Raw genomic sequence first — 25,046 nt, 5'->3', positions numbered from 1 at the left:
GGTCTCGGGTCTCAAGTTTTCATCGTGCTGATGGTGTCGTAGATCGGCCCCAGCACTGACAGCATGATCCAGCCCAGCAGCAGGCCCAGGATGACCGTCATGGCCGGCTCGATCATGGCTTGCACTTTTTCAATCAATTCCTTCACTTCGCGGTTGTAAAAGTAACTGACATTGCGCAAGGCCGTGTCCAGCGAGCCCGTGGCCTCGCCCACCTTGAGCATGCGGATCACCAGTGGCGGGAAGATGCCCGTGTGCTGGAAGGCGGCGGTCACGCCATGGCCTTCGCTGATCAGCTGGGCGGCGCGGCGCAGGCCGGCCGCCACCACCTGGTTGCCGGCGATGCCTTCGGACAGGCGGATGCATTCGAGTATCGTGATGCCGGAAGCATACATCAGGGCAAAAAACGTGGCGAAGCGGGCCAGGATGATCTTGTGCAGCACGGGGCCGACCAGCCACAGCCGCAGCTTCAAGCCATCCCACGCGTAGCGGGCCGCCTCGCTGCGGCGGATCAGCGCGCGCAGGCCGAAAAACAGCAGCACGGGCAAGGCCAGCAGCACATACCAGTAATCGATGAACACATTCGATACAAAGATCAGCACGCGCGTGTGCAGCGGCAGCTCGCCGCCCATGTTGCGGATGAAGGCCGTCAGCTGGGGTACCAGATAGATCATCAGGAAAAACGTCACGCCCGCCACCACCAGCGCGACGATGACCGGGTACATGACGATCTTGCGCGTCTGCGAGGCCAGCTCGTCCTGCCACTTCAGGCTTTCCGACAGGTTCTTGAACACTTCGGCGATCTTGCCGCTCTGTTCGCCCGCCAGGATCAGGCTGGTAAACGTGGCGTCGAAGATGTCGCCATGCTGGGCCAGCGCGCCCGACAGCGGCAAGCCGCCTTCGATGCTTTCGATCAGATCCGTGACGACTTCGCGCAGGCGCGGGTGGTCCGTGCTTTCGCGCAAGTCGTTCAAGCCTTCCAGTATGGGCACGCCCGCGCCCGTCAATTGTTCCATGTGGAAGCAGAAGTTGATCAGGTCGCGGCGGTGGATGACCCGCTTGCCCAGCAGCACCAGATACTGGCCCGTGATCTTGCAGTCGATCAAGTCCAGCTGCATGCGGTGCAGGCGCGCTTCCAGGTCCGGCACGTTGGCCGCCTCCATGCTGCCGGGAATCAATGCGCCGGCGGCATCCATGGCGCGGTAGACATATTGCGCCATCAGGCCAGCCTTTCCGTCAAGTCGACCACGCGGCCTACTTCTTCCAGCGTGGTCACGCCTTCGAGCACGCGGCGCACGCCGTCGTCGACGATGCCCTTGAAGCCGGCCGCGCGCGCCGCGTTCTTCAATTCGCGCGAACTGGCGCGGCGCGCCGTCAATTCATCGAGTTCAGCCGTCATCTTGAGGATTTCCATGATCGCCAGGCGGCCCTTGTAGCCCTGGTGCGCGCAGCGCTCGCAGCCGACGGCGCGGCAGATGGAGGCGGGCGCATCGCTTGTTGCCAGACCCAGCAGGCGGCGCTCGACGTCGTCGGCGATCACGGTTTCCTTGCAATGCGGACACAAGCGGCGCACCAGGCGCTGCGCCACGATGCCGATGATGTTGCCGGCCATGATGTCGGGCAGGATGCCGATGTCGAGCAGGCGCGCCACGGAACCGATGGCCGAGCTCGTATGCAAAGTGGAATACACCTGGTGGCCCGTCATGGCGGCGGCAAAGGCCATTTCCGCCGTTTCGCGGTCGCGGATCTCGCCCACGAGGATGATGTCCGGGTCTTGCCGCATCATCGAGCGGATGCCGTCGGCAAAGCCCAGCTTGACCGATTCGTTGACGGAGGTCTGGCGTATCATGTTCATCGGATACTCGACCGGGTCCTCCAGGGTCATGATGTTGACGCTTTCCGTATTGATATGGTTGAGTATCGAATACAGGGTGGTGGTCTTGCCGCTGCCCGTCGGGCCCGTCACGAGGATCACGCCGTCGGGGCGGGCGATCATCAGTTTGAGCAAGTTCAGTTCCGCTTCGGCCAGGCCCAGCCCGTCCAGCGGGACGATGCCCTTCTGCCGGTCCAGCACGCGCAGCACGACGTTTTCGCCATGCGTCGTGGGTTGCGCGGACGCGCGGAAGTCGATTTGCCGACCAGAAAACTTGATGCTGATGCGTCCATCCTGCGGCGCGCGCGCTTCGGCGATATTCATGTTCGACATCACCTTCAGGCGCACGGCCATGGCCGGCCAGTACGATTTGTGCAGGCTGCGGATTTGCCGCAGGATGCCGTCGATGCGGTAGCGGATGCGCAGGAACGACTGTTCCGGCTCGAAATGGATGTCCGAGGCGCCGTTCTGCACGGCGTCGGCCAGCAGCGCGTCGATCAGGCGCACCATGGGCTGGCTGTACTCGTCCGATGGCGACGCCATGCTTTGATAGCTGACTTCGCCCGTTTCGATTTCGTGCAGGATGCCGTCGATCGACAATTCAAAACCATAGTACTGGTCGATGGCGCGCGAAATGTCCGATTCGTTGACGAGCACGGTGGAAATCGTGATGCCCTTGACCAGCATGGCGCTGATCTGGTCGAGCGCGACGATGTTGCTGGTGTCGGCCATGGCCAGGATCAGATTGTCCGCCTGCCGCTCATAGACGATGGGAAAGACACGGTAGCGCTTGGCCACGTCCTTCGGAATCAGCTTCAGGGCGATGGCGTCGACAACCAGGCTCGACAGGTCCGCACTGACCTGTTTCAGGTTTTCGCTGAGGGCCTCGCGCACGGTGGCTTCCGTGACGAAGCCCAGGGTGATCAGCAGCTTGCCCAGCGGTTCGCTGCTGCGCCGCTGCTCGATGAGGGCGATGCGCAACTGGTCTTCGCTGATCACCCCTTTCTGGATCAGCAATTTGCCCAGCGGAAGTTTTGCCTGTTCTGCCATGTAGTGCTTATTCCTGACGGGGTGTGATGGTGACAGGCTCGGCCGGGGGCGGTGCTGCCGGCGCGGGGGCCGCCAGTTCGCGCAAACGCGTTTGCACGACGGCCTGGTCGAAGGCGGCCGGCGTGGTTTGCGCCAGGGTCAAGGCGCGCTGGTAATACGTGGCGGCCAGCTTGGGCTGGTTCAACCGGTCCAGGCCGACGGCCAGGTTGAAGGCATAGTCGGGATTGCCGGGCGCGGCGCCGTAGGCGCGGAAAAATTGCTGCTGCGCTTCGTTCCAGCGGCGCTGCTTGGCGTACAGATTACCCAGGGCAAACAGCACGGGGCCGCTGTCGGGGGTGCGGGCCAGGATGGCTTTCAGCCTGGCTTCGCTCTGCACGACGTCGCCCTGGCGCAGGCCGATCAGGCCGGCCAGCGCGACGCCATCGTCCGGGTTTATCTCGAGCAAGCGCACGTACAGCGACGCCGCCTGCGCGCCCTGGTTCTCGCGCAGGGCCACGGCCGCCAGGCCCAGCAGCGCGTCGCGGTTGTTGGCATCCTGCCGCAGCACGCTTTCATATTGCTGGCGAGCAAGGCCCAGCTGGCCCCCGTTGAAGGCCTGGTAGGCTTGCTGCACGCCTGGGTTGATTTGCGGCGCCGTATCGTTGCGCAGCACCTGGATCTGGCTATTGTCGGGCGCGGCTACCGGTGGCAGGCTGGGCTGCGCAGGCGGCGGCAGTTGCGCCAGCTGGGCGGCCACGGCCGCTTGCGCGGCGGCCTGGATCATCGCCTGCTGTTCCGCCGCGCCGGCTGGCGGGCGCTGTTCGCGCGGCGCGTCCTGCGGCAGCGGAGCGGGCGCCGGGGCGTCCGGCAGAACGCCGCCGGCCCCGGGCAGCACCACGATGGGGCCGGCAACGCCGGCCGTGCCCGGGGCGTCCGTCAGCGGCATGGGTACGCCGGGCAGGTTGGCGCCCGCGCCGGGGCTGCTGCTGGCGCGCCAGTACCAGTACGCCATCGATCCCGCCACCAGCAGCAGGATCGCCAGCAGCACGGCCAGGCGCACGGTGGCCGGGTCGACGCTGATGGGGCCGGTGGGGCCTTTCGGCGGCGGATTGCTGCGGCTGGCGCGTGGCTTGGCGGGCGGCGGTTCCGGACGGGCGCGCGGCGGCTCGGGGGGCGGGCCAGGTTGCGTGCCTTGCTGTGAACCGGGCTGCGCGCCGCTGGACTCGGGCTGCGGCGCGGGAGCGTCCTGCAGCGGTTCCAGGCGCAAGCTGCTTGCCGGCTGCGCGGGCGGTGGCGCGGCAGGCGCTGGGCGGGGCGGCAGGGCGTCGGCCGGCGCCAGTTCCAGCACCTGGTCGTAGGCTTCGGACGGCTTTTCCAGTTCTTCGTCGGAAAGGCTGTTCTGCTTGGCGCGCTCGGCTTTCTTGAGCGCCTGCATCAACAAGCTCATGGGACGTCTCCCTGCAGGCGTGCCTGCGGCTGGACGGCTGGCGCCGGCGGGCCATCCGTGTACGGCTGGCTGTTGAGCGGCGCCTGGCCGGGCAGCAGGTAACGGTAGTCGCGGTAATCGCCTTCGATGCTGGCATCCTTGACCACGACGGGGCGCATGAAGATCACCAGCTCCGTCTTGCTGCTTGCCTCATTACGATAGGTGAACAAATTGCCCACGACGGGCAGGCTGGACAGGCCGGGCACGCCATCCTTGGCATTGTCGATGGAATCCTGCATCAGGCCGCCCATCACGGCGATCTGGCCATTGCCCACTTTCATGATCGATTCCAGCTCGCGCGCCTGGATCACGGGCACGCGGCTGATCACGCTGGCCGTGGCCAGGGCCGGATTCGGGTCTTGCACATAGCCCACGATGCGCGTAATGGTGGGGCGCACATTGAGCGTGACTTCGTCGCTGTCGGAAATCTGCGGCGTGACGCTCATGACGAAGCCGACGGGCACCGTTTCCAGTTTCGACTCATAGGTGGCGGGTGTGGTGATGGTGCCCGTCGAACTGATCACGGCGGGCGTCACCTTGATGGTAAAGAAGACATTGTTGTCGACCACCTTCAGCATGGCCGTTTGATTGTTGAGCACGCTGATCTTCGGGCTGGACAGCACTTTCACCTTGCCGAACGATTCGAGCAGCTGGATGGTGGTCCTGAAACTATCCTTCATGTAGTTGAGCACGAAGATGCCGGGCGACGTACCCGGCAGCACGCCGCTGGGCAGGGGCAGGGTGCCGACACGGCCCTGGTTCAGGCTCAGGCTGCCCGTCAGGCGCGACCAGTTGATGCCTTGCTGATATTCATTGCTCAGGCGCACCTCGATGATGGTCGCCTCGATCAACACTTGCCGCTTGGCGCTGTGCAACACGGCATCGAGGAATTCGGCGATCTTTTCGTGCTGGCGACCCGTGGCGCGCACGGCGATCAAGCCGCCTTCCACGTTGACGACGACGGACGAGGGGCTTCCCTTGTTGGCCAGTTTTAATAGCGGCAGCCCGTTCGCGTCGAGCTGCTGGCCAGGATTCGCATTCTGGTTGGGTGCCTGCTGGCCTGGCGCATACTGGCCGCCAGTCTGCATCGGCGCCTGGCTGCCGTATTGGTTGCCGCCCTGATTCTGCTGCTGGCCCGGCTGGCCTGGCTGACCCGCTTGTCCCTGCTGGCCTGGCGTATTGCCCTGTGCGGCCGTCAATTGCTGGTTCAGCTGCGCCAGCGGGTCGACCTGCACGTCGTTGAGCGTGGTGTCGCGCAGCAGGTCGCGGATATTTTTTTCCAGGCTGTACCAGAAGTTATTTTCCGAACGATTCACGACCAGGGTGGTCGAATTGTTATTGCCGTTGCCGCCGCTGCCTTGCGTGCTGCCAACGGGATTGCTGGCATTGTTCGACCCGCCGCCCGCCGTGGAAATTTGCGTAGCGATATTCACGCTGCTGTTGGTGCTGCGCGCGATGTTGACGTAATCGATCTTGTAATTGCGCCATACGGGTGCGTCGGGCAGCACCGTCAGGTTCTTGCCATCGATTTCGTAGCGCATATCGACTTGCTTGCCGATACGTGCCAGCAATTGCGGCAGGGTCTGGTTCAGCGCATTCAGGGTGACGCTGCCTTCGATCTGCGGGTGGATGTCGATATTCATGCCCGCGTCGCGCGCCAGCGCAAACAGCAGCGATTGCACGGGCACCTTGTGCACGGTGACGCTGTAGGTTTCCACCTTGGGCGCGGGCAAGGGCGCGGCCAGCGCGCTGCTTTGCTGCACCGGTTCGGGAATGGCGCCGCCGGCGACGGGCGCGGTATTGAGGTGGGCAGGCGACAGCGGCATTTGATGCGTGGCGCAGCCGGACAGCACGGTGCCGCAGGCGAGGGCGACCCAGGAGGCCAGCACAGGAATAGGGTGTTGATTCATGAAAAGTTCGCCCTTGGAGTCGTGTTGTGCCTTTGCAATTTTACCCAGCATGATCGCCTAAAATCAATCGGCTGTGCGGGCTCCGGAGGCAATATACCGAAATAAAGTCAGGGGCTACCACGCGCCGCTGGTGCCGGTGTCGCGGCTTTCATTTCCGTACGGATACTACCTATGTCGTTCAGCAATATTTTCTGTGGCGACGAGGGGGCCAGCCTCGCCCAAACGGCTTCGGCGCTGGCCCGGTCGGCGAAGCTGCCGTAGACGATGTCCAGGCGCGCGATGGCGTTTGCGGGCGCTGCGCCAGGCAGGCGAAACACGTGAAGATCGCGCAGGCCGATCGCTTGCTGCGCCTGCTGCAGGAAAGTTTCCGCCGCGGCCGTTTCGGTGGCGGGCAGGCTGGCGATTTGCAGTACCAGTTGCTGCGGCCTTTGCCGTGCCAGCCAGTCGCGCGATTCGGCCAGCTTGCCCTCGAGCAGCGTCGACGGCGCCGGCAGCGGTGCGCGTGGGACGGCAGCCGGGGCCGAGATAGCCGCTGTTTGGCCCGGCACCAGCCATTGCCACAACAGGGCCGCGGCCAGCAACAGCATCAGCGCGCTCAAGACGCCCGCCAGCAGCTTGCCCGCATGCCAGGGCGGGCGGTGGAAGGGGCTGTCGGCAATGGCCAGGCGCACGTGGCGCGCGCTGATTTCCTGCGCATCGTCCGCAAACGCGGCCAGCAAGGCCTTGTCGGCCAGGATATTGACCCTGCGTACGATGCCCTGCGCCGCGCGCGCCAGCCGGCGCAGGGCGGCAGGCGTAAAAACGAGCGGCGCCATGCGGCCGGCGGCGGCCAGGCGGCACGCCAGATAATCGTTCAGCAAGGCTTGCGGCAGGCGCGGCACGGTGAAACTGTGGGTGATGCGTTCCTTCAATTGGCGGAACTGGGGCAAGTCCAGGGTGTGCTGCAATTCCGGCTGGCCGAACAGCACGATTTGCAGCAGCTTGTGGCTGGCCGTTTCCAGGTTCGTCAGCAGGCGCAGCGCTTCCAGGGTGGCGCCCGGCATGGCTTGCGCCTCTTCGGCCAGCAGCACCACCTGGCGCCCGGCCGCATGCCTGGCGATCAGCTCGCCGTGCAGGGCGCGCAGCGCGGCATCGGCGCGGCATCCGTCCAGTTCCAGGCCCAGTTCGGCAGCGATGGCGTGCAGGACTTCGTCCGGCTCCAGGCAGGGATTGAGCAGGTACAGCACGTCGACCTGGGGCGGCAGGCGTTCGGCCAGCATGCGGCACAGCATGGTCTTGCCGCTGCCCACTTCTCCCGTCAGCTTGATGATGCCTTCGCCTTGCGTGACGGCATACAGCAGCGCATCGAGCAGTTCGCCCCGCGTATTGCCCGTATAAAAAAAGGCCGGGTCCGGCGTGATGCCGAACGGCGCCGTGCGCAAGCCGAAATGGCGCAGATACATGCCGTGCGGCGAGGGCGCGTAGTGGCTGGAAACCTGCGTGTCGGTGTTCATGCCGCGATGCAATTGAGAAAAGCCTGCTCCAGGCTGGCGTCTTCCGTGCCGCCATGGCGGGCGCGGCATTCGGCGGGCGTGCCCGTAAATACGATGCGGCCCGCATGCAGGATGGCCATGCGGTCGCACAATTCTTCCACATCGGCCAGCGCATGCGAGGTGAGCAGGGCGCCGCGGCCCTGCGCATGCGCTTGCCGCAGCACCTGCTTGAATTGCGCGCGCGCCTTCGGGTCGAGTCCGCTCATCGGTTCATCGAGCACCAGTTGCGGCTTGCCCGACAGCAGGCAGGCGGTCAGCCCCAGTTTCTGCATCATGCCTTTCGAATAGGCGCGCGCGGGGCGCAGCAAGGCATCCGGCGCCAGGTCCAGCGCGTCCAGGGCTTGCTGCACGGCGTGCGCATCGGGCCGCACATCGTGCAGGCGCGACAGGTAGCGCAGGAAGTCGCCGCCCGTCAGGTAATAAGGCGCCTGGAAACGTTCCGGCAGAAACGACAGGGGCTGGCGCGCCGCGCCATGCCGGTGCGGCCGGCCGAAAATGGCGATCTCGCCCCGCTCCGGCGTGCAAAAGTCGAGCAGGCATTTGAGCAGGCTCGTCTTGCCCGCGCCATTCACGCCGACCAGGCCGAACAGTTCACCCGCGCGCACCTGCAGGTCGACGCCGCGCAGCACGGCGCTGCCCGCCAGCTGCAGATGTACGTTGTGGAACTCGATGGCGCAGGCGTTCATAGGGGCAATGGTCGGCAGGGAAGACGGTGAACGACCGCCATTATTGCCATGGGCGCAGGCGGGCGGCAAGTGTTTCCTTGCATCGTGTTGAAATGCGCAAAAATCAAATGATGGAATGTATTTTCTTTAAGAAACAACAGGTTCTGGAATAAAATGCCTGTGCGCGCCGCAGGCGTGTATCTTCTGTGAAATTTGTTTGTCGAGGAGTAAGCAATGGCAAGGCCAGAGAAAGTCCGGCTCGGTGAAATTTTGGTGCAGCAGAAGTTGCTGACGGAAGAACAGTTGGGCCAGGCCTTGACGGAACAGAAGCGTTCGGGACGCAAGCTGGGCCGCGTTTTTGTCGAGCACGGCTTCGTCACGGAAGAGCAGATTTCGGGCGCGCTGGCGCGCCAGCTCGACATTCCCTACATCAATCTGAAGTTTTTCAACATCAATCCCGAACTGGTGCGGCTGCTGCCGGAAACCCAGGCGCGCCGCTTCCGCGCGCTGGTGCTGGAAGACCGCCGCGAGGGCTTGCTGGTCGGCATGTCCGATCCCACCGACCTGTTCGCGTACGATGAAATTTCGCGCCTGGTCAAGCGCCAGATCGAACTGGCCGTGGTCAATGAAACGGAAGTGCTGGCCGCCATCGACCGCATCTACCGCCGCACGGAAGACATCTCGACCCTGACGCGCGAGCTGGAGCAGGACCTGGGCGACGTGTCCGTCGACTTCGGCGCGCTGGCCGCCAACCCGGGCCTGGAAGAGGCGCCCATCGTCAAGCTGCTGCAATCGGTGTTCGAGGATGCCACGCAGGTGCGCGCCTCCGACATCCACATCGAGCCGCAGGAAGGCCGGCTGCAGATCCGCTTCCGCATTGACGGCGTGCTGCACCTGCAGACCGAAGCGGACAGCAAGATCGCCAGTTCGCTGGCGCTGCGCCTGAAACTGATGTCGGACCTCGATATTTCCGAGAAGCGCTTGCCGCAGGACGGCCGTTTCGCCATCCGCGTGAAAAACCAGCGCATCGATGTGCGTATTTCCACCATGCCGACGCAGTACGGCGAATCGGTGGTGATGCGTCTGCTGAACCAGGGCGGCACGACCTTGCGCCTGGACGCGATCGGCATGCCGCCCAAGCTGGTGCAGCAGTTCCGCGCCATCGTCAGCCGCCCGAACGGCCTCGTGCTGGTGACGGGGCCGACCGGCAGCGGCAAGACGACGACCCTGTACTGCGCCTTGTCCGAACTCAATTCCGTGGAAAAAAAGCTCATCACGGTGGAAGACCCCGTCGAGTATCGTTTGCCCGGCATTAACCAGGTGCAAGTGAACGACAAGATCGAACTGAACTTTGCCAGAGTGCTGCGTTCGGCCTTGCGGCAAGATCCCGACATCGTGCTCGTCGGCGAGATGCGCGACCAGGAAACGGCGCAAATCGGCTTGCGCGCCGCCATGACGGGCCATTTGGTGCTGTCGACCCTGCATACGAACGACGCCATCAGCACGCCGCTGCGCCTGATGGACATGGGCGTGCCCCGCTACATGGTGGGCAGCTCGCTGCAAGCCGTGCTGGCGCAGCGTCTGGTGCGCGTGATCTGCGAAAGCTGCAGCACGCCGTACCAGCCCACGCCGAACGAATACGAATGGCTGCGCCTGGAATTGGGCGAGCTGGTCGAGCGCAACCAGTATTTCCACGGCAAAGGCTGTTCGCATTGCAATGGCATGGGTTACCGGGGCCGCACGGGCGTGTACGAATTGCTGGAAATTACGCGCGCCGTGGCCGATGCCGCCAACCATGCCGATCCATCGCACTTCATGAAGGTGGCGACGGCGCAGATGGCGGGCGACACCTTGCGCCGCCACGCCGTGCAGCTGGTGGTGCAAGGCCGCACGACGGTGATGGAATCGATGCGCATCAGCAACCAGAGCGAGGATTGACGTGGCGTTTTTTGCTTACAAAGCGCGCAATGCCAACGGCGAACTGCTGACGGGCGTGATGGAGGGCGCCGACAGCGGCGCCGTGGCCGATCAGTTGATGGCGGGCGGCAGTACGCCCGTCGACATCAGCGCCACCAAACAGACGGTGGCGGGCGCCGGCGCCAGCAAATTGGGCTGGTGGGACAAGCTGACCGAGAAAAAAGTCACGCCCATGGACGTGCAGCTGTTCAGCCGCCAGCTGTACACCCTGCTCAAGGCGGGCGTGCCCATCATGCGGGGACTGGCCGGCCTGCAGGAATCCGCCATCAGCCCCGCGTTCGGGCGCATCATCAAGGACGTGCGCGAATCGCTCGATGCGGGGCGCGAGTTGTCGGCCGCCATGGCGCGCCATCCCGCCATCTTCACGCCGTTTTATCTGTCGATGGTGCGCGTGGGCGAAATGACGGGGCGCCTCGATGAGGTCTTCCTGCGCCTGTTCGACCACCTGGAATTCGACCGCGACATGCGCGCGCGCGTCAAGTCGGCCACGCGCTACCCGAGCTTCGTCGTCTTCGCCATGGTCGCCGCGATGATCGTGGTGAATATCTTCGTCATTCCCCAGTTCGAAAAAGTGTTCGCCAGCTTCCACGCGGAACTGCCCCTGATGACGCGCTTCCTGATCGGCATCTCGCGCTTCACGGTGACCTACTGGCCCATCCTGCTGATGCTGGGCGTGGGCGGCTTTTTCGGCTGGCGCGCCTGGCTGCGCACGAAAGAGGGCCTGTATAAATGGGACCGCGCCAAGCTGCGCCTGCCGATTGCCGGCAAGATCATCCTGAAGGGCACGATGGCCCGCTTCGCCCGCAGCTTCGCCCTGTCGAGCACCAGCGGCGTGCCCATCGTGCAGGCGCTGACGGTGGTGGCGCAAACGGTGGACAACACCTACCTGAGTGCGCGCGTGGAGCAGATGCGCGACGGCGTGGAGCGGGGCGAAAGCATCCTGCGCACCTCGGTGGCGGCCGGCGTGTTTAAGCCCGTGGTGCTGCAGATGATCGCCGTGGGCGAGGAGTCCGGTTCGCTCGACGACCTGATGGACGAGATCGCGGACATGTACGAGCGCGAAGTCGATTACGAGCTGAAAACCCTGTCGGCGCAGATCGAGCCGATCCTGATCGTCTTCCTCGGCGCCATGGTGCTGGTGCTGGCGCTGGGCATCTTCCTGCCGATCTGGGACCTGGGCCGCGCGGCCCTGCACTGATGGCGCTGCCTGCCCGCCAGCGCGGTTTCACGCTGTTCGAACTGGCCGTCGTGGCAAGCGTGTTCGCCATCCTGGTGGGCGTGTTCCTGAACCGGGCCGGCTACTACCAGCAGCAGGCGCAGCAGCTGGCTATGGCGCAGACGCTGGGGGCCTTGCGCACCGGCTTGCGGGTGCAGGTGCTGCAGCTGTACCTGGCGGACGGGCGTGCGCGCATACCGGCGCTGGCGCGGCAAAACCCGTTCGACTGGCTGGCCGACAAGCCAGCCAACTACCTGGGCGAATTCGATGCCCCCGTGCTCGATGAATTACCCGGCGGTAATTGGTTGTACGACAGAAAAGAACAAAAAATCATCTATTTGTTTAGTAATGGCAATATTTTTCCCGGTTCAGAGCTTGATGTAGTGAAATTTAAGGTAATCTTGCCAGGTGCAGACGCCGATATTGACAAGCTCGTCCAGGAACCCGATATTGTGTTGTGGAAATAGCCTGACGCGCTGCAACGGCGTGCCGTGCAGCGCACGTTTCATGGCGTTGGTTTTGATGTTTTTATTTGATTTTGGAGAAGCTGGTATGAAGAAATCCTTACGTAGTATGAAAAGCGGCGCCCAGGCGGGTTTTACCCTGATTGAACTGGTCGTCGTCATCGTGATCCTGGGTATCCTGGCAGCGACGGCCATTCCTAAATTCGTCGACATGTCGACCGATGCGCGCATCGCCAAGATGCAGGCGGCAGCGGGCGCCTTGAAATCCGGTTCGGCCCTGTTCCACGCACAATGGCTGGTCAAGGGTTCGCCTGCCGACGCCGTTGCCGTCAACATGGAAGGCACGGACATCAAGGGCATCAGCGGCTACCCCGGCATCGCATCGCCTGGCATCGCCTCGGCGGCAGGCGGTCTGGTTGACTACGATATCGCCACCGTTGCGGCGACGGGAACCGTGCTGACGGTGTTGCCTGATAACAAGCATACAAGTTGCAAGGTGACCTATACGACTGCCGTGGCTGCGTCAGGCACCACGCCAGTCCTGCCGGCGGTGGTTGACACGACGGCCCTGACCTCGACCAACTGCAGCTAATCCGGGCGTGCAGCTGCCATGCCGGCAAGCCGGCGTGGCCACGCCATGTTTTCCGCCCGCCCAACGCCAGGCCATGCCGGTTGGGCTTTTTTACGGGTATTGCCATTGTCCCTGCCATCGACCACCTTGCCGCAACGTATGACGCTCTCGCGGCCCAGGCTGCGGCGCCGCGCGCGCGGCTTCACGCTGATCGAACTGGTCGCGGTGCTGGTGATCGCCGGCCTGCTGGCCACGTTTGCCGTTTCGCGGTTTTTCCAGCGCGATGCCTTTGATGCCCGCAGTACCAGCGATCAGGTGGCGAGTATCGTGCGCTATGGACAAAAGCTTGCGGTGGCGCAAAACCGTCCCGTGTTTGTGCGCATCGACGGCAAAAGCGTGGCGCTGTGCTTCGATGCCGCTTGCAGCGATGAGCAGAAGGTGGTGCCGCCCGCCGGGACGAACAGCGGCAGCAAGGAAACACTGCTCGCTTGCAGCGACAGGAGCAACTGGCTGTGCGAAGGATGGCCTGCGGCCGTTACGCTGACGGGCGGCGCGGGGTTTTACTTTGACCCGCTGGGGCGCCCGTATTACGCGGCGTACGGCGATTTTTCCACTATCCTGGTGCTGACCGTGGTTGCGGGCGGGCAGCAATACCAGGTCAACGTCGCACCGGAGACCGGCTATGTGTACCGCTAGGCGCCGTGCCACCAGGCGCGGCCAGGCCGGCGTGACCCTGATCGAACTGGTGCTCTTCATCGTCATCGTGGGCGTGGCGGTGACGGCCATCCTTGGCGTGATGAGCTTGACGACGCGCAATAGCGTCGACCCGCAGCTGCGCAAGCAGGCGCTGGCCATTGCGCAAGGCATGCTCGACGAAATCGAGGGCGCGCGCTTCACTTATTGCGCAGTGGACGACCCGGCAGCCGAGACGGCGACCGGCGAGGCCGGTTGCGCCACGAAGGAAGCGTTTGGCATACAGGGCGCCACCACGCAGCGGCCTTACGACAACGTCAATGATTACGTGGCCAGCGACGGCGGAACCTCGACATACACCACGGATGTGGCCGGCAACCCGTTCTCAGCGCTTGCCGGCCAGTATGCGGCGACGGTGAGCATCAATACCGTTGCGCTGAACGGCATCGCGGCGCCCAAGGTGCTGCATATCCAGGTCAGCGTCGCCTATGGCGACAAGCAGCAGGTCGTACTCGACGGCTATCGCACGCGCTACGCGCCGAACAGCATCCCATGAATACCTCTTCTTTCCGGCGCCGCGCGCGCGGCTTTACCCTGGTGGAGATGATCATTGTGATCGTCATCACGGGCATCATCGGCGGCATGGTGGCCATGTTCATCCGCCTGCCCGTGCAAGGTTATATCGATGCCAATGCCCGCGCCGACCTGGCCGACCTGGCCGATACCGCCACGCGGCGCATCGCGCGCGACGTGCGCCTTGCCCTGCCGAACAGCGTGCGCGTCAGCGCGGACGGGAAATACCTGGAGTTGCTGTTGACGAAATCGGGCGGCCGCTACCTGTCCGAGGACGATGCACCGGGTCTCGGAGCCGTGCTGGCCTTCAATCCCGTCGCCGCCGGCGCGAACGCCAATCAATTTACCGTCGTCGGGAGCGCGCCGGAGATCGCGCCCGGCGACTTTATCGCCGTCTACAATATGGGCGACAACCTGCCGGATGCCTACGGCTGTGCGGTCAACGCCGGCATCTGCAATCTGGCGCAGGTCGATGCCGTCAGCGGCACGCTGGTGACCCTGAAGAGCAATCCCTTCCTCGCGCAGGCGCCGCTGAAGTTCCCCTCGCCATCGCACCGTTTTCAGGTGGTGACGACGCCTGTCAGCTATGTTTGCGATCCGCAGGCCGGTACCCTGATGCGTTATTCCGGCTATGTCATCCAGGCGACGCAGCCGCTCGATGCGGCGGCGGCGCCTTTGTCAACGGCCCCCGTGCGCGCACTGCTGGCGCAAAAAATCTTGAAAAACACGGTGACGCGATCTGGTCAAACAGAGGCTCCCCCCGAAGGCTGTTTTACCTATGAGGTGTTGAAGAACGGGCCGCGCGGCCTGCTCAGCATCGTCCTGAGCCTCGGCGCGGAAAACAGCAATACCGGCACGCTGCGCCTGGTGCAGCAGGTACAGGTCAGTAACACACCATGAGCGCCATGAGAATATTTCCCTCCCGCCGCATGCGCGGCTTCAGCCTGGTGACGGCCATTTTCCTGCTGGTGGTGCTGGCGGGGCTGGGCGCCGTGATGGTGAACGTGTTTACCCTGCAGCAAGTTGAATCGGCGATGGACGTGCAGGGCGTGCGCGCCGAGCAGGCCGCGCGCGCCGGCATCGAGTGGGGCGTGTACAGCCAGCTGATCGATGGAAACTGCGCTCCTTCCGTGTCGTTTGCCTTGCCGGCAGGCACATCGCTGTCCTCCTTTTCTGTCAGCGTACAGTGCGTCAAGGCCACGGGTCCGGGCACACTGAGCAGCTGGACCATCACGGCCACGTCCTGCAACCAGCCGGCCGCGGCCGAGCCGTTATGTCCGCACGCAGGCAACAACCCCGATTACGTCCAGCGTCGCCTGCAGGCCGTGCTGTCGCAGTAAGGTCAACTGCTTGAAAAAAAGATCGCTAATTTATTGTTTTTACACAACAAAATTGGTTTCATGAATTAGAATTGGCTTGATGCATTATCTGCGCGACAAGTCGGGCAGGCACTTACACTGGATAGTTCGCATGGGTTTATTCGCAAGAGCAAGAAAATACGATGGCTGGCTGGCGACGGCGTTTGGCCGCGAAGGTGTCAGCGCCGTCGTTGTCGAGCGTCCCGCCGACGGCCTGCCGCGCGTGCTGTGCGCCAGTTACCAGGCGGCGGAACGGCCCGCGTCGGCCGAGGTGCTGGAAAAGCTGGGCAAGGAACTGCAGGCCGCGACGCGCCACTGCAGTACCGTGCTGGCCGGCGGCGAGTACCAGCTGCTGTCGCTGGAAGCGCCGGCTGTGCCGCGCGAGGAATTGAAGACGGCCGTGGGCTGGCGCCTGAAGGACATGCTGGACTTTCCTCTGGCCGAGGCCACCATCGACGTGTTCGACATCCCCGGTGACCCGAACGGCACCCAGCGCGGCAGCAGCGTGTTTGCCGTCGCCGCGCGCAACAGCGCCGTGTCGCGGCGCCAGGGGCTGTATGGCGTATGCAAGATCGGCCTGTCCGTGATCGATATCCCGGAAATGGCGCAGCGCAATATCGCCACCCTGCTGGAAACGCCGGGGCGCGGCATCGCCGTGCTGTCCTTCGATGGCGACGGCGGCTTGCTGACCATCAGTTTCAATGGCGAGCTGTACCAGGCGCGCCGCATCGATGTGACCTTGCCGCAATTGCACTCTCCCGACGCCAGCCAGTATTACGATCGTGTCACCCTGGAGCTGCAGCGCTCGTTCGACCACTTCGACCGCCAGTTCCACTTCATTTCGCTCTCGCGCCTGATGCTGATGACGGGCGCCAGCGATGGCTTGCACGGCTATCTGGCCGATAATCTGTACATGCCGGTCGAACGGCTGGACCTGAATCAGGTGTTCGACTTTTCCCGGGTTGCCGCCTTGCGCGAGCCGGACATGCAGGCGCGCTACTTCCTGGCGCTGGGCGCGGCCTTGCGCGAGGGGGGCATGCTCCCGGGCAAGAGCGAAGGGAAGGGCGCATGAGCCAGCAGATCAATCTGTTCAACCCCCAGTTCGAACAGACGACCCACCAGATGTCGGCGCGCACCGCCGGCGCCTGCCTCGGTGCGCTGGCGCTGGGCTTGCTGCTGTTGTGCGTGCTGGGCCAGCGCTCGCTGACGGAACTGCAGCGCCAGGACGCGGATGTCCAGGCGGCGCTGGCAAAAGAAGAGGCGAGGCGCGACCAGGCCTTGCGTGATTTTCCGCCACGCAAGAAAGATCCGGCGCTGGCGCAGGAAGTCGCGGCAGCCGAGGCGCAGCGCCAGTTGCTGCTGGATGCGTCGGCCGTGCTGGCCAGTGGCGAACTGGGCAATACCCAGGGCTTTGCCGGCTATTTCCGCGCGCTGGCGCAGGCCAGGGTGGAAGGCGTATGGTTGACGAACATCAATATCGCCGGTGCCGGCAGTGAACTCGGCTTGCAGGGCCGCGCCTTGCGCGCGTCGCTGCTGCCCGCGTATATCACGCGTTTGGGCCAGCAGGATATGCTGGCAGGCAAGAGCTTCGCCAGCCTCGACATCGGCCAGCCGCCGGTGCCGGCGGTCACCGAAGGCAAGGCACCGGCGGCGCCGTATGTGACTTTCAGCTTGCAATCATCAAGCCAGCTTGCGGCGTCCGCCGCGGCAGCGGGAGGAAAACACTGATGCAGCCCTTGCTGAAAAAATGGGCCGCTGCCTTCGACGCCCTCAGCCGGCGCGAGCGGCTGATGCTGTTCGGCGCGGGCGTGGCCGCGCTCCTGTTCGTCTTCTATTTTTTGTTCTTTAATCCGCTGTTCGCGAAACGGGCGGCGCTGCATGCGAGCATTGCGCAAAAGCAAAACCAGAAGGCAGCCATCGCCAAGGAAATCGAACTGACCATGCTGGCGCACGCAGTGGACCCGGACCAGAATGCGCGCGCGCGTCTGGCGGCCCTGCTGGCGGAAGGGGCGAGAATGAAAGAGCAGCTGCGCCAGAAGCAGCACGGCCTGGTGGCGCCCGAACGCATGGTCGCGCTGCTGGAACAGTTGCTGCGCCGGCATGCCGGCCTGCGCGTGGTCGCGCTGAAAACCTTGTCTGGAGGTGGCGTGGGCGCTTCCCCGGCAGCCGCAGCGTCCGGCGACGGCGCCGCCAAGGCAAGCGCCCCGGCGCCCCTGCTGCACCGGCATGGCGTGGAAGTGGTGCTGCAGGGCAGTTATGCCGACATGCTGCAGTACATGCAGGCGCTGCAGGCGATGCCGACGCGGGTCTTCTGGGGCCAGGCCCGCCTGGAGGCCGAAACTTACCCGCAAGCGACGCTGACCCTGACTTTATATACCCTCAGCATGGATGACACATGGATCGCACTGTGACCGCCGGCCGCGCGCCGCGCCGCTGGGCGCCGCTCCTGGCGCTGTGCCTGGCCTGCAGCGGCGTGCAGGCGCAGGCGCTGGACGACCCCACGCGCCCGCCCGGGGCCCTGTGGGCGCCTGCCAGCGCCGCTCCCGTCACGCCCGCGCAGCCGCGCCTGCAATCGGTGCTCATCTCCACCCAGCCGGGCGGCCGCCGCCTCGCCGTCATCGATGGCCAGACAGTCAAGGTCGGCAGCAAGGTGGGCGACGCCGTGGTGACGGAGATCCGCGACACGGCCGTATTATTGCGGCGTGGCAAAACACTGGAAACCTTCAAGCTGTACCCGGGCAGCAAGATACCGCCTCAGACCGACAGCAAGACCGACCGCAAGCAGGAGTAGAAGAAGTGGCCAAGCAATTCAATCAACACAAGGCGAGCATGTTCAAGATCAGCACGATGGCGGCGCTTGTCAGCGTCAGCCTGGGCCTGGGCGGCTGCAATGTCGCGCCCGTCAAGCGCGACACCTATAATGCGATTACGGACGCCGTCAAGGGCGCGGCGGCCACCACCACGCCGGCAGCCCAGCCCGATGCCGTGGAAGCGGCGCTGCTGCCGCCCGTGGCGGCCCTGGCCCAGCAATTGCCGAAGGCCCGCGCCGCGCTCGACGAGCGCTTCAACGTGGCCTTCAACAATGTGCCGGCGCGCCAGTTCTTCACCTCCATCGTGGCCGGCACGCGCTACAACATGCTGGTCCATCCCGATATCGGCGGCACGATTTCGGCCAACCTGAAGGACGTGACCCTGTTCCAGGCGCTCGACGCCGTGCGCGAGCTGTACGGCTACGACTACAAGGTCGAAGGCACGCAGATCTACATCAAGCCGCTGACCATGCAGACGCGCTTGTTCCATGTCAATTACCTGACGGGCGCGCGCAGGGGCAGTTCCAACCTGCGCGTGTCGTCGACCTCGGTGGGCTCGGTCGGTTCGACCAATTCGGGCGGTTCGGGCGGCAATGGCAACCAGGGCAACAACCAGAATAGCGAGCAGAACCAGCAGACGAATGGCGGCCAGGGCGGCCGCACCCTGGATAGCAGCAACCTCACCACCTCGTCCACGGCAGACTTCTGGCCGGAATTGAAGGCGGCGCTGGAAGCCATCGTCGGCAGCACCGAGGGCGGCCGGCAAGTGGTGCTGAGCCCGCAGTCGGGCGTGATCGTCATCCGCGCCATGCCGGAAGAGCTGCGCAACGTCGACATGTACCTGAAGGCCACGCAGCTGTCCGTCGACCGCCAGGTGATCCTGGAAGCGAAAATCCTCGAAGTCGAGCTCAACGACAACACGCAGACGGGCATCAACTGGGCCTCGTTCGCCTCGATCAAGAGCGGCCACACGAACCGCATCTCGACGGGCTTCATCCAGCCGGGCGGCAGCCTGGCGCCGCTGCCGTTCAACGGCGGCCAGCCGCCCAACATGACGAATGGCAGCGGCCTGACGGCCAGCAGCGGCTTCGGCCTCAGCTCGGCGGCGACGGCGGCCGGCTCCATGTTCGGCCTGGCGTTCCAGACAGCCAACTTTGCCGCCATGATTTCCTTCCTGGAATCGCAAGGCTCCGTGCACGTGCTGTCGAGTCCGCGCATCGCCACCATGAACAACCAGAAGGCCGTGCTGAAGATAGGCACGGACGAGTTTTACGTGACGGGCGTGTCCACCACCACGAATACGACGGCCAGCGGCGCCACCACCAGCCCCAACGTGACCTTGCAGCCGTTCTTTTCCGGCGTCGTGCTGGACGTGACGCCGCAGATCGATGCGGATGGCAACATCATCCTGCACGTGCACCCGTCCGTCAGCCAGGTGTCGACCATCAGCAAGGAAATCGACCTGGGCAGCGCCGGCTCGCTGAAACTGCCGCTGGCCGCCTCCAGCACCTCCGAGATGGACAGCATGGTGCGCAGCCAGGATGGGCGGATCGTCGCCATCGGCGGCCTGATGCGCCAGGCCACGACCTCGGACCGTTCTCAGGTGCCGGGCGCGGGCGATATTCCCGTGCTGGGCGCGCTGTTCCGCAACACGGGCCAGGTGATCCAGAAGCGCGAACTGGTGGTGCTGATCAAGCCCACCATCGTCGAAGGCGCCAACAGCTGGAACGAGGACTTGCTCGATTCGGGCAAACGCATCGAGGCGCTCGACCCGCGCCGGCCGTCGGAGCGGCGCTAAATGTACCAGGCCCATTTCGGCTTGCGCGAGGCGCCGTTCGGCCTCACGCCCGATACCAGTTTCTTTTTCAACGGCCCGCAGTCGCAAAAGGCGCTCAACACCTTGCTGGTGGCGGCGCGCAATGGCGAGGGCTTCATCAAGATCACTGGCGAAGTGGGCACTGGTAAAACCTTTTTGTGCCGCAAGTTCATGCAATCGCTGGGGCCGGATTTCGTCACGGCCTATATCCCGAATCCTAACCTGCCGCCCCGATCGCTGATCCTGGCGCTGGCGGACGACCTCGATGTATTGCTGGAGAAAGATGCGGATCAGCACCAGCTACTCAAATCCCTCAACTTGCGCCTGCTTAACCTGGCGGCGCAAGGCAAGCGCGTGCTGCTGTGTCTGGATGAAGCGCAGGCGATTCCCGTCGACAGCCTCGAAGCGCTGCGCCTGCTGACGAACCTGGAAACGGAAAAACGCAAGCTGCTGCAAATCGTGCTGTTCGGCCAGCCCGAACTCGACGTCAAGCTGGCCCTGCCGGAAATCCGCCAGCTGGCGCAGCGCATCACCTTTCACTACCACCTGGGACCGTTGTCGCGCGACGACGTGGATTTCTATGTGGCGCACCGTCTGCGCGTGGCCGGTTTCGATGGCGCGCGTCTGTTCAGCCGTGGCGGCGTGCGCAAGCTGTACCAGGCTTCCGGCGGCATCCCGCGCCTGATCAACATCATGGCGCACAAGGCGCTGATGGTGGCGTATGGCGAAGGCCGGCAGCAGGTCAGCGGGCGCCACGTGGCGCTGGCCGCCAGCGATACCCTGGCCAGCAAGCCGCGCTTGTGGCGGAAGCCTTGGCCATGGCTGGCAGGCGCCGGCGTGCTGGCCGCCGCCTGCGGCGTGAGCTGGACTTTATTGAACCGATGACGAAGATGAGCCTGTAGATGAGCCTGATTAACAAGATGTTGCAAGACCTCGATGCGCGCGGCACTCCCGATGGACGCGGCGACGCGGCCGGCATCCGCTCCGTGCCCGAACGCGAGCGGGGCTTGCCGCGCGCGCTGATCTTCGGCGGCGCTGCCGGCCTGACGGCGGCGGCGATCGCCCTTGGCTGGGTCTACCTGAAGCGCCCGCCCGTGCCGCCCGTGCTGGTCAGCGTGGCCAGTACGCCCGTTCCCGTTCCTGTGCCTGTTGTCCCCATTGCACCTGTGCCAGTGCCGGTAGTGGCTGCCCCGGCGGCGCCCGTCGTGGTGGCGGAACCCAGGCCCGCGTTCCAGGCCGAGGAAGTTACCCCCGCGCCAGCCAAGGCCCGGCCAGCCGAAATAAGGCGCATCACGGAAAAAGCCCCCAAGCCTGCCGCTGCGCCCGTTGTAAGGACGGCAGCGCCCGCCGCCAGCGAGCGCATCATTGACGGAAAACAAGTCACGCCGCAGCAGCGCGTGGAGAATGCATACCGGCGCGCGCTGGCCCAGTTGCAGGATGGCCGCGTCTCCGAAGCGTTGCCCGGTTTGCAGCAGACCCTGCAGCTGGACCCGCGCCACCAGGGCGCGCGCGAAACCCTGGTGCGCCTGCTGCTCGAAGCGCAGCGTCCCGACGAGGCTGCCCGCCAGTTGCAGCTGAGTCTGGCACTGGACCCGAAACAGCCGGCGCAAGCGATGATGCTGGCCCGTCTGCAGCTGGACAAGGCCAACGGCGGCGCGGCCGCGCTCGACACCCTGATGCGCAGCTTGCCGTACGCCGCCGACAGCGGCGAATACCACGCCTTCCTGGCCGGCGTGCTGCAGCGCGAGCAGCGCTACCGCGAAGCGTCCGAGCACTACCAGCTGGCTCTGCAGGCGGCGCCCGACAACGGCGTCTGGTGGATGGGTCTCGGCATCGCCTTGCAAGCGGACAACCACCCGGCCCAGGCGCGCCAGGCGTTCGAGCGCGCCAAGGGCTTGCAAACCCTGTCGCCGCAGCTGCAGGCGTTCATCGAGCGCAAGCTGGTGCAGTTGACCACGGCCAAGTAAGTGCGGCCGATTGCGGCGCCGCCGTTGGCAAGCGGGGCGAGCACGATACGTACGCTTCTCCTGTCGGCAGCGTTGCTGGCGCTATCGACTGCCGCCGCCGCGGCAATTGCCTGAAACGGATGAATCCGTGGACAAGACAAGATGAGCGTTGCCTGGAAATTCCCCGATGCCCCGAATACCGCCTGCTTCACGACCACGGAGGTCTTGAACGGCGCTCCCATCGTGCTGGTGTCCCATGACTACGAAGGGGATTGGCAATTTCACGCGGCCTCAAATGAAACGATGTTGAGTTCAGTCAAGATTGTCTGTCTGGCAGACATGATACGAAGAGATGATTTGCTGGCAGAGTTGCATGGCTTGCCCTGTGGCTGGGGCGCGCAGCGGGATGACTGGGCGGGACACTGGGAGCGTTTCAAGGACAAGCCGTTTCCCGCGTTTGCCGAACAGGGCTATTACCTGGAAGACGCCGTCTGGCTTTCCCGCTATTTGACGGATATCGAGCCGCCGCCGGCCGCGGTACGCGATGCGCTGCCCATCGGCGCCTGCGTGAAACTCGTGTTCCGCTTCGCCGCCGAGGATGGCGCGCGCGGCGACGGCCAGTGCGAACGGATGTGGGTGCAGGTGACCGGCATCGATGAATACGAGGGCTGCTACAGCGGCACCATCGCGAACCATCCGCAGCATGCGGTGGCCAGCTATGGCGACCTGCTCGCGTTCCACCCCCTGCATGTGGCGGATATTGCTAGTGAACAAGATTGAAAGGACGCGCCATGCGCAATGAACGCGAGGGGGCTAAAGAGGCGCGCCGGGAAATCAGGCGCTACCAGGAACATATCAATTCGCCGCGCCTTTGTCCGGACCAGTGTTACCGCATGGCCAGCCCGACGTATGCGCTGGTGTGCCATGTCAACCATGTGACGGGCCTTTTCCTGAGCAAGAACTATTACGTGATCCCTATTTTCCTCCAGCGCGCCCATGCAACGCTGCTGGAGTTGAAGGCAGAACTTGTCAGCGAGCCGTATCGCAAACTGGTCGAGCAGTATCTGAGCCATATCGCGCATTTCATCGTCGATTTTCAATGTCTGGCGGAAGACGAGCGGCAAGCCGTGCAATATATCCCGCCAGCGCTGCTGGCCCTCATGCCAGAGACCTTGCCGGAAGACTTGCTCATGGAGGGCGAGTTTTGATATTGTAGTGCGGATGTATTTTTGGCATGATTAGAACAGTGTCATTTCTTTTTCAGATTGTTGATATCATCGCGCCATCACTGACTACGTCAAGGAACCCCGTTTGAAATCCCTCAGCCTGCTGCTCGCACTCTGCTGCCTGCTCAACAATGCCCATGCCGCCCCCGCCACCGCCCCCGCCAGTTACGTTTTGGAGAATACGGAAGTGCGCGACATCCATGCGCAAACCTTGAAGCGCGATTATCAGGTGTATGTGGCCTTGCCCGATTCCTATCGGCAGGGGAATAAACGCTACCCGGTGCTGTTCGTCGTCGATGCCAATTATGCGTTTCCCGTCGTGCGCAATATCGCGCAGCGCCTGAACAAGCATGCCGGGATGGAAGAAGTGGTGGTGATCGGCCTGTCGTACGCCAACGGCGACGGCGGGGTGTACAGCCGCCGCCGCGACTACACGCCCACCACGCCGCGCAAGCACGATTACCGCTCGGACATGCCGGGGCGGCAGCCAGCGTTCGGCGAAGCGAAGGCGTATGGCCAGTTCATCGCGGGCGAGGTGTTTCCCTTTATCGCCAGTAACTATCGCGTGAATATGCAGCGCAAGGTGTTTATCGGCCATTCCTACGGCAGTCTGCTGGGCCTGCAATTTTTGCTGACGGAACCGCGCACCTTCGAGCACTACATCCTTGGCAGTCCGTCGCTGTGGTACGACGCCGGCGTGATGTTCGACCGCGAGCAGGCGTATGCCGCCAGCCACAAGGACTTGCCAGCTTCCGTGTTCTTCGGCATCGGCGGCCTGGAAAAGCTGGCGGCAGGCAAGAAACGTTCGCGCTCCGAGGAAGACGCCGACATGGTGGCCGACGTGCGCGAATTCGACGGCAAGCTGAAATCGCGCAAGTTTCCGAATCTGAAAACGCGTTTGCGCGTGTTCGAGGACGAAGACCATGCGAGCGTGTTTCCTTTTGTGCTCACGCATGGATTGCGGGCGTATCTGACGTCCGCAAAATGAACGGTGCCGGGTGCCGCCCGCCAGACAGTGCCTGCGTCGCCGTGCACATTCCGACCGCCGCAAGCGGTCATCGATAAGGTCAGATTACATGCGTACATTGAATGAATTACTCGATAGTGAAGACCCGGCGTTTCCGCTGATCAGGCAATGGGCCGACGAGGCCGACTTGCCGGTGGAATTGCTGCCGCCCGCGGCCGGCAGGGAGGATGTGCTGCTGAGCCTGCAGGTCACCACGCGTTCTCCCCTGGGGGCGATAGCCTATGAAACGGGGGGCATCCTGGTGGATGACGGCTGGCTGCGCATACTGGGGTCGGGACATGCCAGGCTGGGCCGGGATATCGCTGCCTGGAACAAAGGAAAGGCCGACGGTTTTCTGCTGGTCGCCGACGACGTGCTGGGCGGATTTTTTGCCATCAATGGCGGCGCACTCGGGGACGACCAGGGCAATATGTATTACCTGGCTCCCGAGACGCTGGAGTGGGAAGCGCTGGAGATCGGCTTCACGACGTTTGTCCAATGGGCTTTTACCAGCCAGTTGCGGCAGTTTTACGGCCGCCAGCCTGGCGACGCGGAGGACTTTGACGAATTGCCCGAATTGCCCTTGCCCGGCGAGCTATGCCTGAATTTTTATCCATTTCTGTGGACGCAAGAGGGCTCGCTCAAGACCAGTTCGCGGCGCGTCATTGCCGTGGAAGAGCAGTGGGCGCTCAACCTTGATCTGCAACAGAAGTTGCCCGACGCGCGCTGAGGCAGGGCTTGCGGGCATATCTGAAAGCATCGCCATGTGCATCCCGAGGCGGTGGAATGGCGTTTCAATCCCCCGATTCAGCAGTTTGTCGCAATGGCATGGGCGAGAAAATGGCAAGGCGATAGCATGTGGTGGGTTTCCTCATGATGGGCTGCCCGCAAGCGAGTG

General features: G+C 64.0%; 25 protein-coding genes. 19 read left to right on the top strand and 6 right to left on the bottom strand.

The genetic code is table 11. From position 1 onward, the window contains the following. Positions 1-11: 11 nt before the first annotated feature. The 6 genes from JAB4_RS18730 to JAB4_RS18705 form a co-directional block, all read right to left on the bottom strand. Positions 12-1,217 carry a type II secretion system F family protein gene (locus JAB4_RS18730; RefSeq protein ID WP_070224564.1) on the bottom strand — a complete coding sequence of 402 codons (1,206 nt, stop codon included), beginning with the start codon at positions 1,215-1,217 and terminating at the stop codon, positions 12-14. Continuing rightward, on the bottom strand, positions 1,217-2,920 hold the full coding sequence (locus JAB4_RS18725; RefSeq protein WP_070224563.1) for an ATPase, T2SS/T4P/T4SS family: 1,704 nt from the start codon (positions 2,918-2,920) through the stop codon (positions 1,217-1,219). The genes JAB4_RS18730 and JAB4_RS18725 overlap by 1 nt, the downstream gene beginning before the upstream one ends. Positions 2,921-2,927: 7 nt before the next feature. Beyond that, positions 2,928-4,346 (bottom strand): tetratricopeptide repeat protein, encoded by a 1,419-nt coding sequence (locus tag JAB4_RS18720; protein ID WP_070308490.1) that lies wholly within the window; start codon positions 4,344-4,346, stop codon positions 2,928-2,930. After that, on the bottom strand, positions 4,343-6,295 hold the full coding sequence (locus JAB4_RS18715) for a pilus (MSHA type) biogenesis protein MshL (protein WP_070220286.1): 1,953 nt from the start codon (positions 6,293-6,295) through the stop codon (positions 4,343-4,345). The genes JAB4_RS18720 and JAB4_RS18715 overlap by 4 nt, the downstream gene beginning before the upstream one ends. Before the next feature lie 107 nt (positions 6,296-6,402). After that, positions 6,403-7,788, bottom strand: a complete 1,386-nt coding sequence (locus JAB4_RS18710; RefSeq protein ID WP_227741990.1) for an AAA family ATPase — start codon at positions 7,786-7,788, stop codon at positions 6,403-6,405. Continuing rightward, the gene (locus JAB4_RS18705) at positions 7,785-8,513 is read right to left on the bottom strand and encodes an ABC transporter ATP-binding protein (protein WP_070220276.1); all 729 of its coding nucleotides are present in this window, start codon (positions 8,511-8,513) and stop codon (positions 7,785-7,787) included. The genes JAB4_RS18710 and JAB4_RS18705 overlap by 4 nt, the downstream gene beginning before the upstream one ends. Positions 8,514-8,726: 213 nt before the next feature. Here JAB4_RS18705 and JAB4_RS18700 point away from each other — a divergent pair, with 213 nt between their 5' ends. From JAB4_RS18700 to JAB4_RS18610, 19 genes are all read left to right on the top strand, one after another. Continuing rightward, positions 8,727-10,430 carry a GspE/PulE family protein gene (locus JAB4_RS18700; protein WP_070220274.1) on the top strand — a complete coding sequence of 568 codons (1,704 nt, stop codon included), beginning with the start codon at positions 8,727-8,729 and terminating at the stop codon, positions 10,428-10,430. A gap of 1 nt (position 10,431) precedes the next feature. Beyond that, positions 10,432-11,667, top strand: coding sequence for a type II secretion system F family protein (locus tag JAB4_RS18695; RefSeq protein WP_070220272.1), 1,236 nt, complete (start codon positions 10,432-10,434; stop codon positions 11,665-11,667). Continuing rightward, positions 11,667-12,152 carry a type II secretion system protein gene (locus tag JAB4_RS18690; RefSeq protein WP_070220270.1) on the top strand — a complete coding sequence of 162 codons (486 nt, stop codon included), beginning with the start codon at positions 11,667-11,669 and terminating at the stop codon, positions 12,150-12,152. The genes JAB4_RS18695 and JAB4_RS18690 overlap by 1 nt, the downstream gene beginning before the upstream one ends. Positions 12,153-12,237: 85 nt before the next feature. Continuing rightward, on the top strand, positions 12,238-12,741 hold the full coding sequence (locus JAB4_RS31035; protein ID WP_070220268.1) for a prepilin-type N-terminal cleavage/methylation domain-containing protein: 504 nt from the start codon (positions 12,238-12,240) through the stop codon (positions 12,739-12,741). 138 nt (positions 12,742-12,879) lie between these two features. Next, the gene (locus JAB4_RS18680; RefSeq protein WP_070220266.1) at positions 12,880-13,416 is read left to right on the top strand and encodes a prepilin-type N-terminal cleavage/methylation domain-containing protein; all 537 of its coding nucleotides are present in this window, start codon (positions 12,880-12,882) and stop codon (positions 13,414-13,416) included. Continuing rightward, on the top strand, positions 13,403-13,969 hold the full coding sequence (locus JAB4_RS18675) for a type II secretion system protein (RefSeq protein ID WP_070220264.1): 567 nt from the start codon (positions 13,403-13,405) through the stop codon (positions 13,967-13,969). The genes JAB4_RS18680 and JAB4_RS18675 overlap by 14 nt, the downstream gene beginning before the upstream one ends. Further along, complete coding sequence (locus tag JAB4_RS18670; protein WP_070220262.1) at positions 13,966-14,886, top strand: prepilin-type N-terminal cleavage/methylation domain-containing protein; 921 nt, start codon at positions 13,966-13,968, stop codon at positions 14,884-14,886. The genes JAB4_RS18675 and JAB4_RS18670 overlap by 4 nt, the downstream gene beginning before the upstream one ends. 5 nt (positions 14,887-14,891) lie before the next feature. Next, positions 14,892-15,326 (top strand): agglutinin biogenesis protein MshP, encoded by a 435-nt coding sequence (locus tag JAB4_RS18665; protein ID WP_227741989.1) that lies wholly within the window; start codon positions 14,892-14,894, stop codon positions 15,324-15,326. A 130-nt stretch (positions 15,327-15,456) separates the two neighbouring features. Beyond that, a complete protein-coding gene (locus JAB4_RS18660) occupies positions 15,457-16,416 on the top strand; it encodes an agglutinin biogenesis protein MshI (protein WP_070220258.1) in 960 nt (319 codons plus the stop codon). Continuing rightward, a complete protein-coding gene (locus JAB4_RS18655) occupies positions 16,413-17,072 on the top strand; it encodes a hypothetical protein (RefSeq protein ID WP_070220256.1) in 660 nt (219 codons plus the stop codon). The genes JAB4_RS18660 and JAB4_RS18655 overlap by 4 nt, the downstream gene beginning before the upstream one ends. Further along, positions 17,072-17,755 carry a type II secretion system protein GspM gene (gene gspM, locus JAB4_RS18650; RefSeq protein ID WP_070220254.1) on the top strand — a complete coding sequence of 228 codons (684 nt, stop codon included), beginning with the start codon at positions 17,072-17,074 and terminating at the stop codon, positions 17,753-17,755. Before JAB4_RS18655 ends, gspM begins: the two co-directional genes overlap by 1 nt. After that, the gene (locus tag JAB4_RS18645; RefSeq protein ID WP_070220252.1) at positions 17,740-18,135 is read left to right on the top strand and encodes a hypothetical protein; all 396 of its coding nucleotides are present in this window, start codon (positions 17,740-17,742) and stop codon (positions 18,133-18,135) included. The genes gspM and JAB4_RS18645 overlap by 16 nt, the downstream gene beginning before the upstream one ends. Before the next feature lie 38 nt (positions 18,136-18,173). Further along, on the top strand, positions 18,174-19,952 hold the full coding sequence (mshL, locus tag JAB4_RS18640) for a pilus (MSHA type) biogenesis protein MshL (protein ID WP_070220282.1): 1,779 nt from the start codon (positions 18,174-18,176) through the stop codon (positions 19,950-19,952). Beyond that, on the top strand, positions 19,953-20,855 hold the full coding sequence (locus JAB4_RS18635; RefSeq protein ID WP_070220250.1) for an AAA family ATPase: 903 nt from the start codon (positions 19,953-19,955) through the stop codon (positions 20,853-20,855). Between the two features lie 17 nt (positions 20,856-20,872). Next, positions 20,873-21,937: a tetratricopeptide repeat protein gene (locus JAB4_RS18630; protein WP_070220248.1), complete on the top strand. Its 1,065-nt coding sequence runs from the start codon at positions 20,873-20,875 to the stop codon at positions 21,935-21,937. 141 nt (positions 21,938-22,078) lie between these two features. Beyond that, positions 22,079-22,696, top strand: coding sequence for a hypothetical protein (locus JAB4_RS18625; RefSeq protein ID WP_139143750.1), 618 nt, complete (start codon positions 22,079-22,081; stop codon positions 22,694-22,696). Positions 22,697-22,707: 11 nt separating this feature from the next. Then, entirely contained in the window at positions 22,708-23,124 is a 417-nt protein-coding gene (locus JAB4_RS18620; RefSeq protein ID WP_070220244.1) for a hypothetical protein, read from the top strand. Between the two features lie 103 nt (positions 23,125-23,227). Continuing rightward, positions 23,228-24,130: an alpha/beta hydrolase-fold protein gene (locus JAB4_RS18615; protein WP_070220242.1), complete on the top strand. Its 903-nt coding sequence runs from the start codon at positions 23,228-23,230 to the stop codon at positions 24,128-24,130. Positions 24,131-24,218: 88 nt separating this feature from the next. Beyond that, the gene (locus JAB4_RS18610; protein ID WP_070220240.1) at positions 24,219-24,878 is read left to right on the top strand and encodes a DUF2625 family protein; all 660 of its coding nucleotides are present in this window, start codon (positions 24,219-24,221) and stop codon (positions 24,876-24,878) included. The last annotated feature ends 168 nt before the right edge of the window (positions 24,879-25,046 follow it).

Origin of the sequence: Janthinobacterium sp. HH102 (assembly GCF_001758625.2) — a bacterium.
GTDB lineage: Bacteria > Pseudomonadota > Gammaproteobacteria > Burkholderiales > Burkholderiaceae_D > Janthinobacterium.
The sequence above is the reverse complement of the archived record's forward strand: the minus strand, read 5'-3'. Positions and strand labels throughout refer to the sequence as shown.

Bases quoted from the DNA above. Each gene is read 5' to 3' on its own strand.
- JAB4_RS18730 (WP_070224564.1), bottom strand. From the start codon at position 1,217: ATGGCGCAATATGTCTACCGCGCCATGGATGCCGCCGGCGCATTGATT.
- JAB4_RS18725 (WP_070224563.1), bottom strand. From the start codon at position 2,920: ATGGCAGAACAGGCAAAACTTCCGCTGGGCAAATTGCTGATCCAGAAA.
- JAB4_RS18720 (WP_070308490.1), bottom strand. From the start codon at position 4,346: ATGAGCTTGTTGATGCAGGCGCTCAAGAAAGCCGAGCGCGCCAAGCAG.
- JAB4_RS18715 (WP_070220286.1), bottom strand. From the start codon at position 6,295: ATGAATCAACACCCTATTCCTGTGCTGGCCTCCTGGGTCGCCCTCGCC.
- JAB4_RS18710 (WP_227741990.1), bottom strand. From the start codon at position 7,788: ATGAACACCGACACGCAGGTTTCCAGCCACTACGCGCCCTCGCCGCAC.
- JAB4_RS18705 (WP_070220276.1), bottom strand. From the start codon at position 8,513: ATGAACGCCTGCGCCATCGAGTTCCACAACGTACATCTGCAGCTGGCG.
- JAB4_RS18700 (WP_070220274.1), top strand. From the start codon at position 8,727: ATGGCAAGGCCAGAGAAAGTCCGGCTCGGTGAAATTTTGGTGCAGCAG.
- JAB4_RS18690 (WP_070220270.1), top strand. From the start codon at position 11,667: ATGGCGCTGCCTGCCCGCCAGCGCGGTTTCACGCTGTTCGAACTGGCC.
- JAB4_RS31035 (WP_070220268.1), top strand. From the start codon at position 12,238: ATGAAGAAATCCTTACGTAGTATGAAAAGCGGCGCCCAGGCGGGTTTT.
- JAB4_RS18680 (WP_070220266.1), top strand. From the start codon at position 12,880: ATGACGCTCTCGCGGCCCAGGCTGCGGCGCCGCGCGCGCGGCTTCACG.
- JAB4_RS18675 (WP_070220264.1), top strand. From the start codon at position 13,403: ATGTGTACCGCTAGGCGCCGTGCCACCAGGCGCGGCCAGGCCGGCGTG.
- JAB4_RS18670 (WP_070220262.1), top strand. From the start codon at position 13,966: ATGAATACCTCTTCTTTCCGGCGCCGCGCGCGCGGCTTTACCCTGGTG.
- JAB4_RS18665 (WP_227741989.1), top strand. From the start codon at position 14,892: ATGAGAATATTTCCCTCCCGCCGCATGCGCGGCTTCAGCCTGGTGACG.
- JAB4_RS18660 (WP_070220258.1), top strand. From the start codon at position 15,457: ATGGGTTTATTCGCAAGAGCAAGAAAATACGATGGCTGGCTGGCGACG.
- JAB4_RS18655 (WP_070220256.1), top strand. From the start codon at position 16,413: ATGAGCCAGCAGATCAATCTGTTCAACCCCCAGTTCGAACAGACGACC.
- gspM (WP_070220254.1), top strand. From the start codon at position 17,072: ATGCAGCCCTTGCTGAAAAAATGGGCCGCTGCCTTCGACGCCCTCAGC.
- JAB4_RS18645 (WP_070220252.1), top strand. From the start codon at position 17,740: ATGGATCGCACTGTGACCGCCGGCCGCGCGCCGCGCCGCTGGGCGCCG.
- mshL (WP_070220282.1), top strand. From the start codon at position 18,174: ATGTTCAAGATCAGCACGATGGCGGCGCTTGTCAGCGTCAGCCTGGGC.
- JAB4_RS18635 (WP_070220250.1), top strand. From the start codon at position 19,953: ATGTACCAGGCCCATTTCGGCTTGCGCGAGGCGCCGTTCGGCCTCACG.
- JAB4_RS18630 (WP_070220248.1), top strand. From the start codon at position 20,873: ATGAGCCTGATTAACAAGATGTTGCAAGACCTCGATGCGCGCGGCACT.
- JAB4_RS18625 (WP_139143750.1), top strand. From the start codon at position 22,079: ATGAGCGTTGCCTGGAAATTCCCCGATGCCCCGAATACCGCCTGCTTC.
- JAB4_RS18620 (WP_070220244.1), top strand. From the start codon at position 22,708: ATGCGCAATGAACGCGAGGGGGCTAAAGAGGCGCGCCGGGAAATCAGG.
- JAB4_RS18610 (WP_070220240.1), top strand. From the start codon at position 24,219: ATGCGTACATTGAATGAATTACTCGATAGTGAAGACCCGGCGTTTCCG.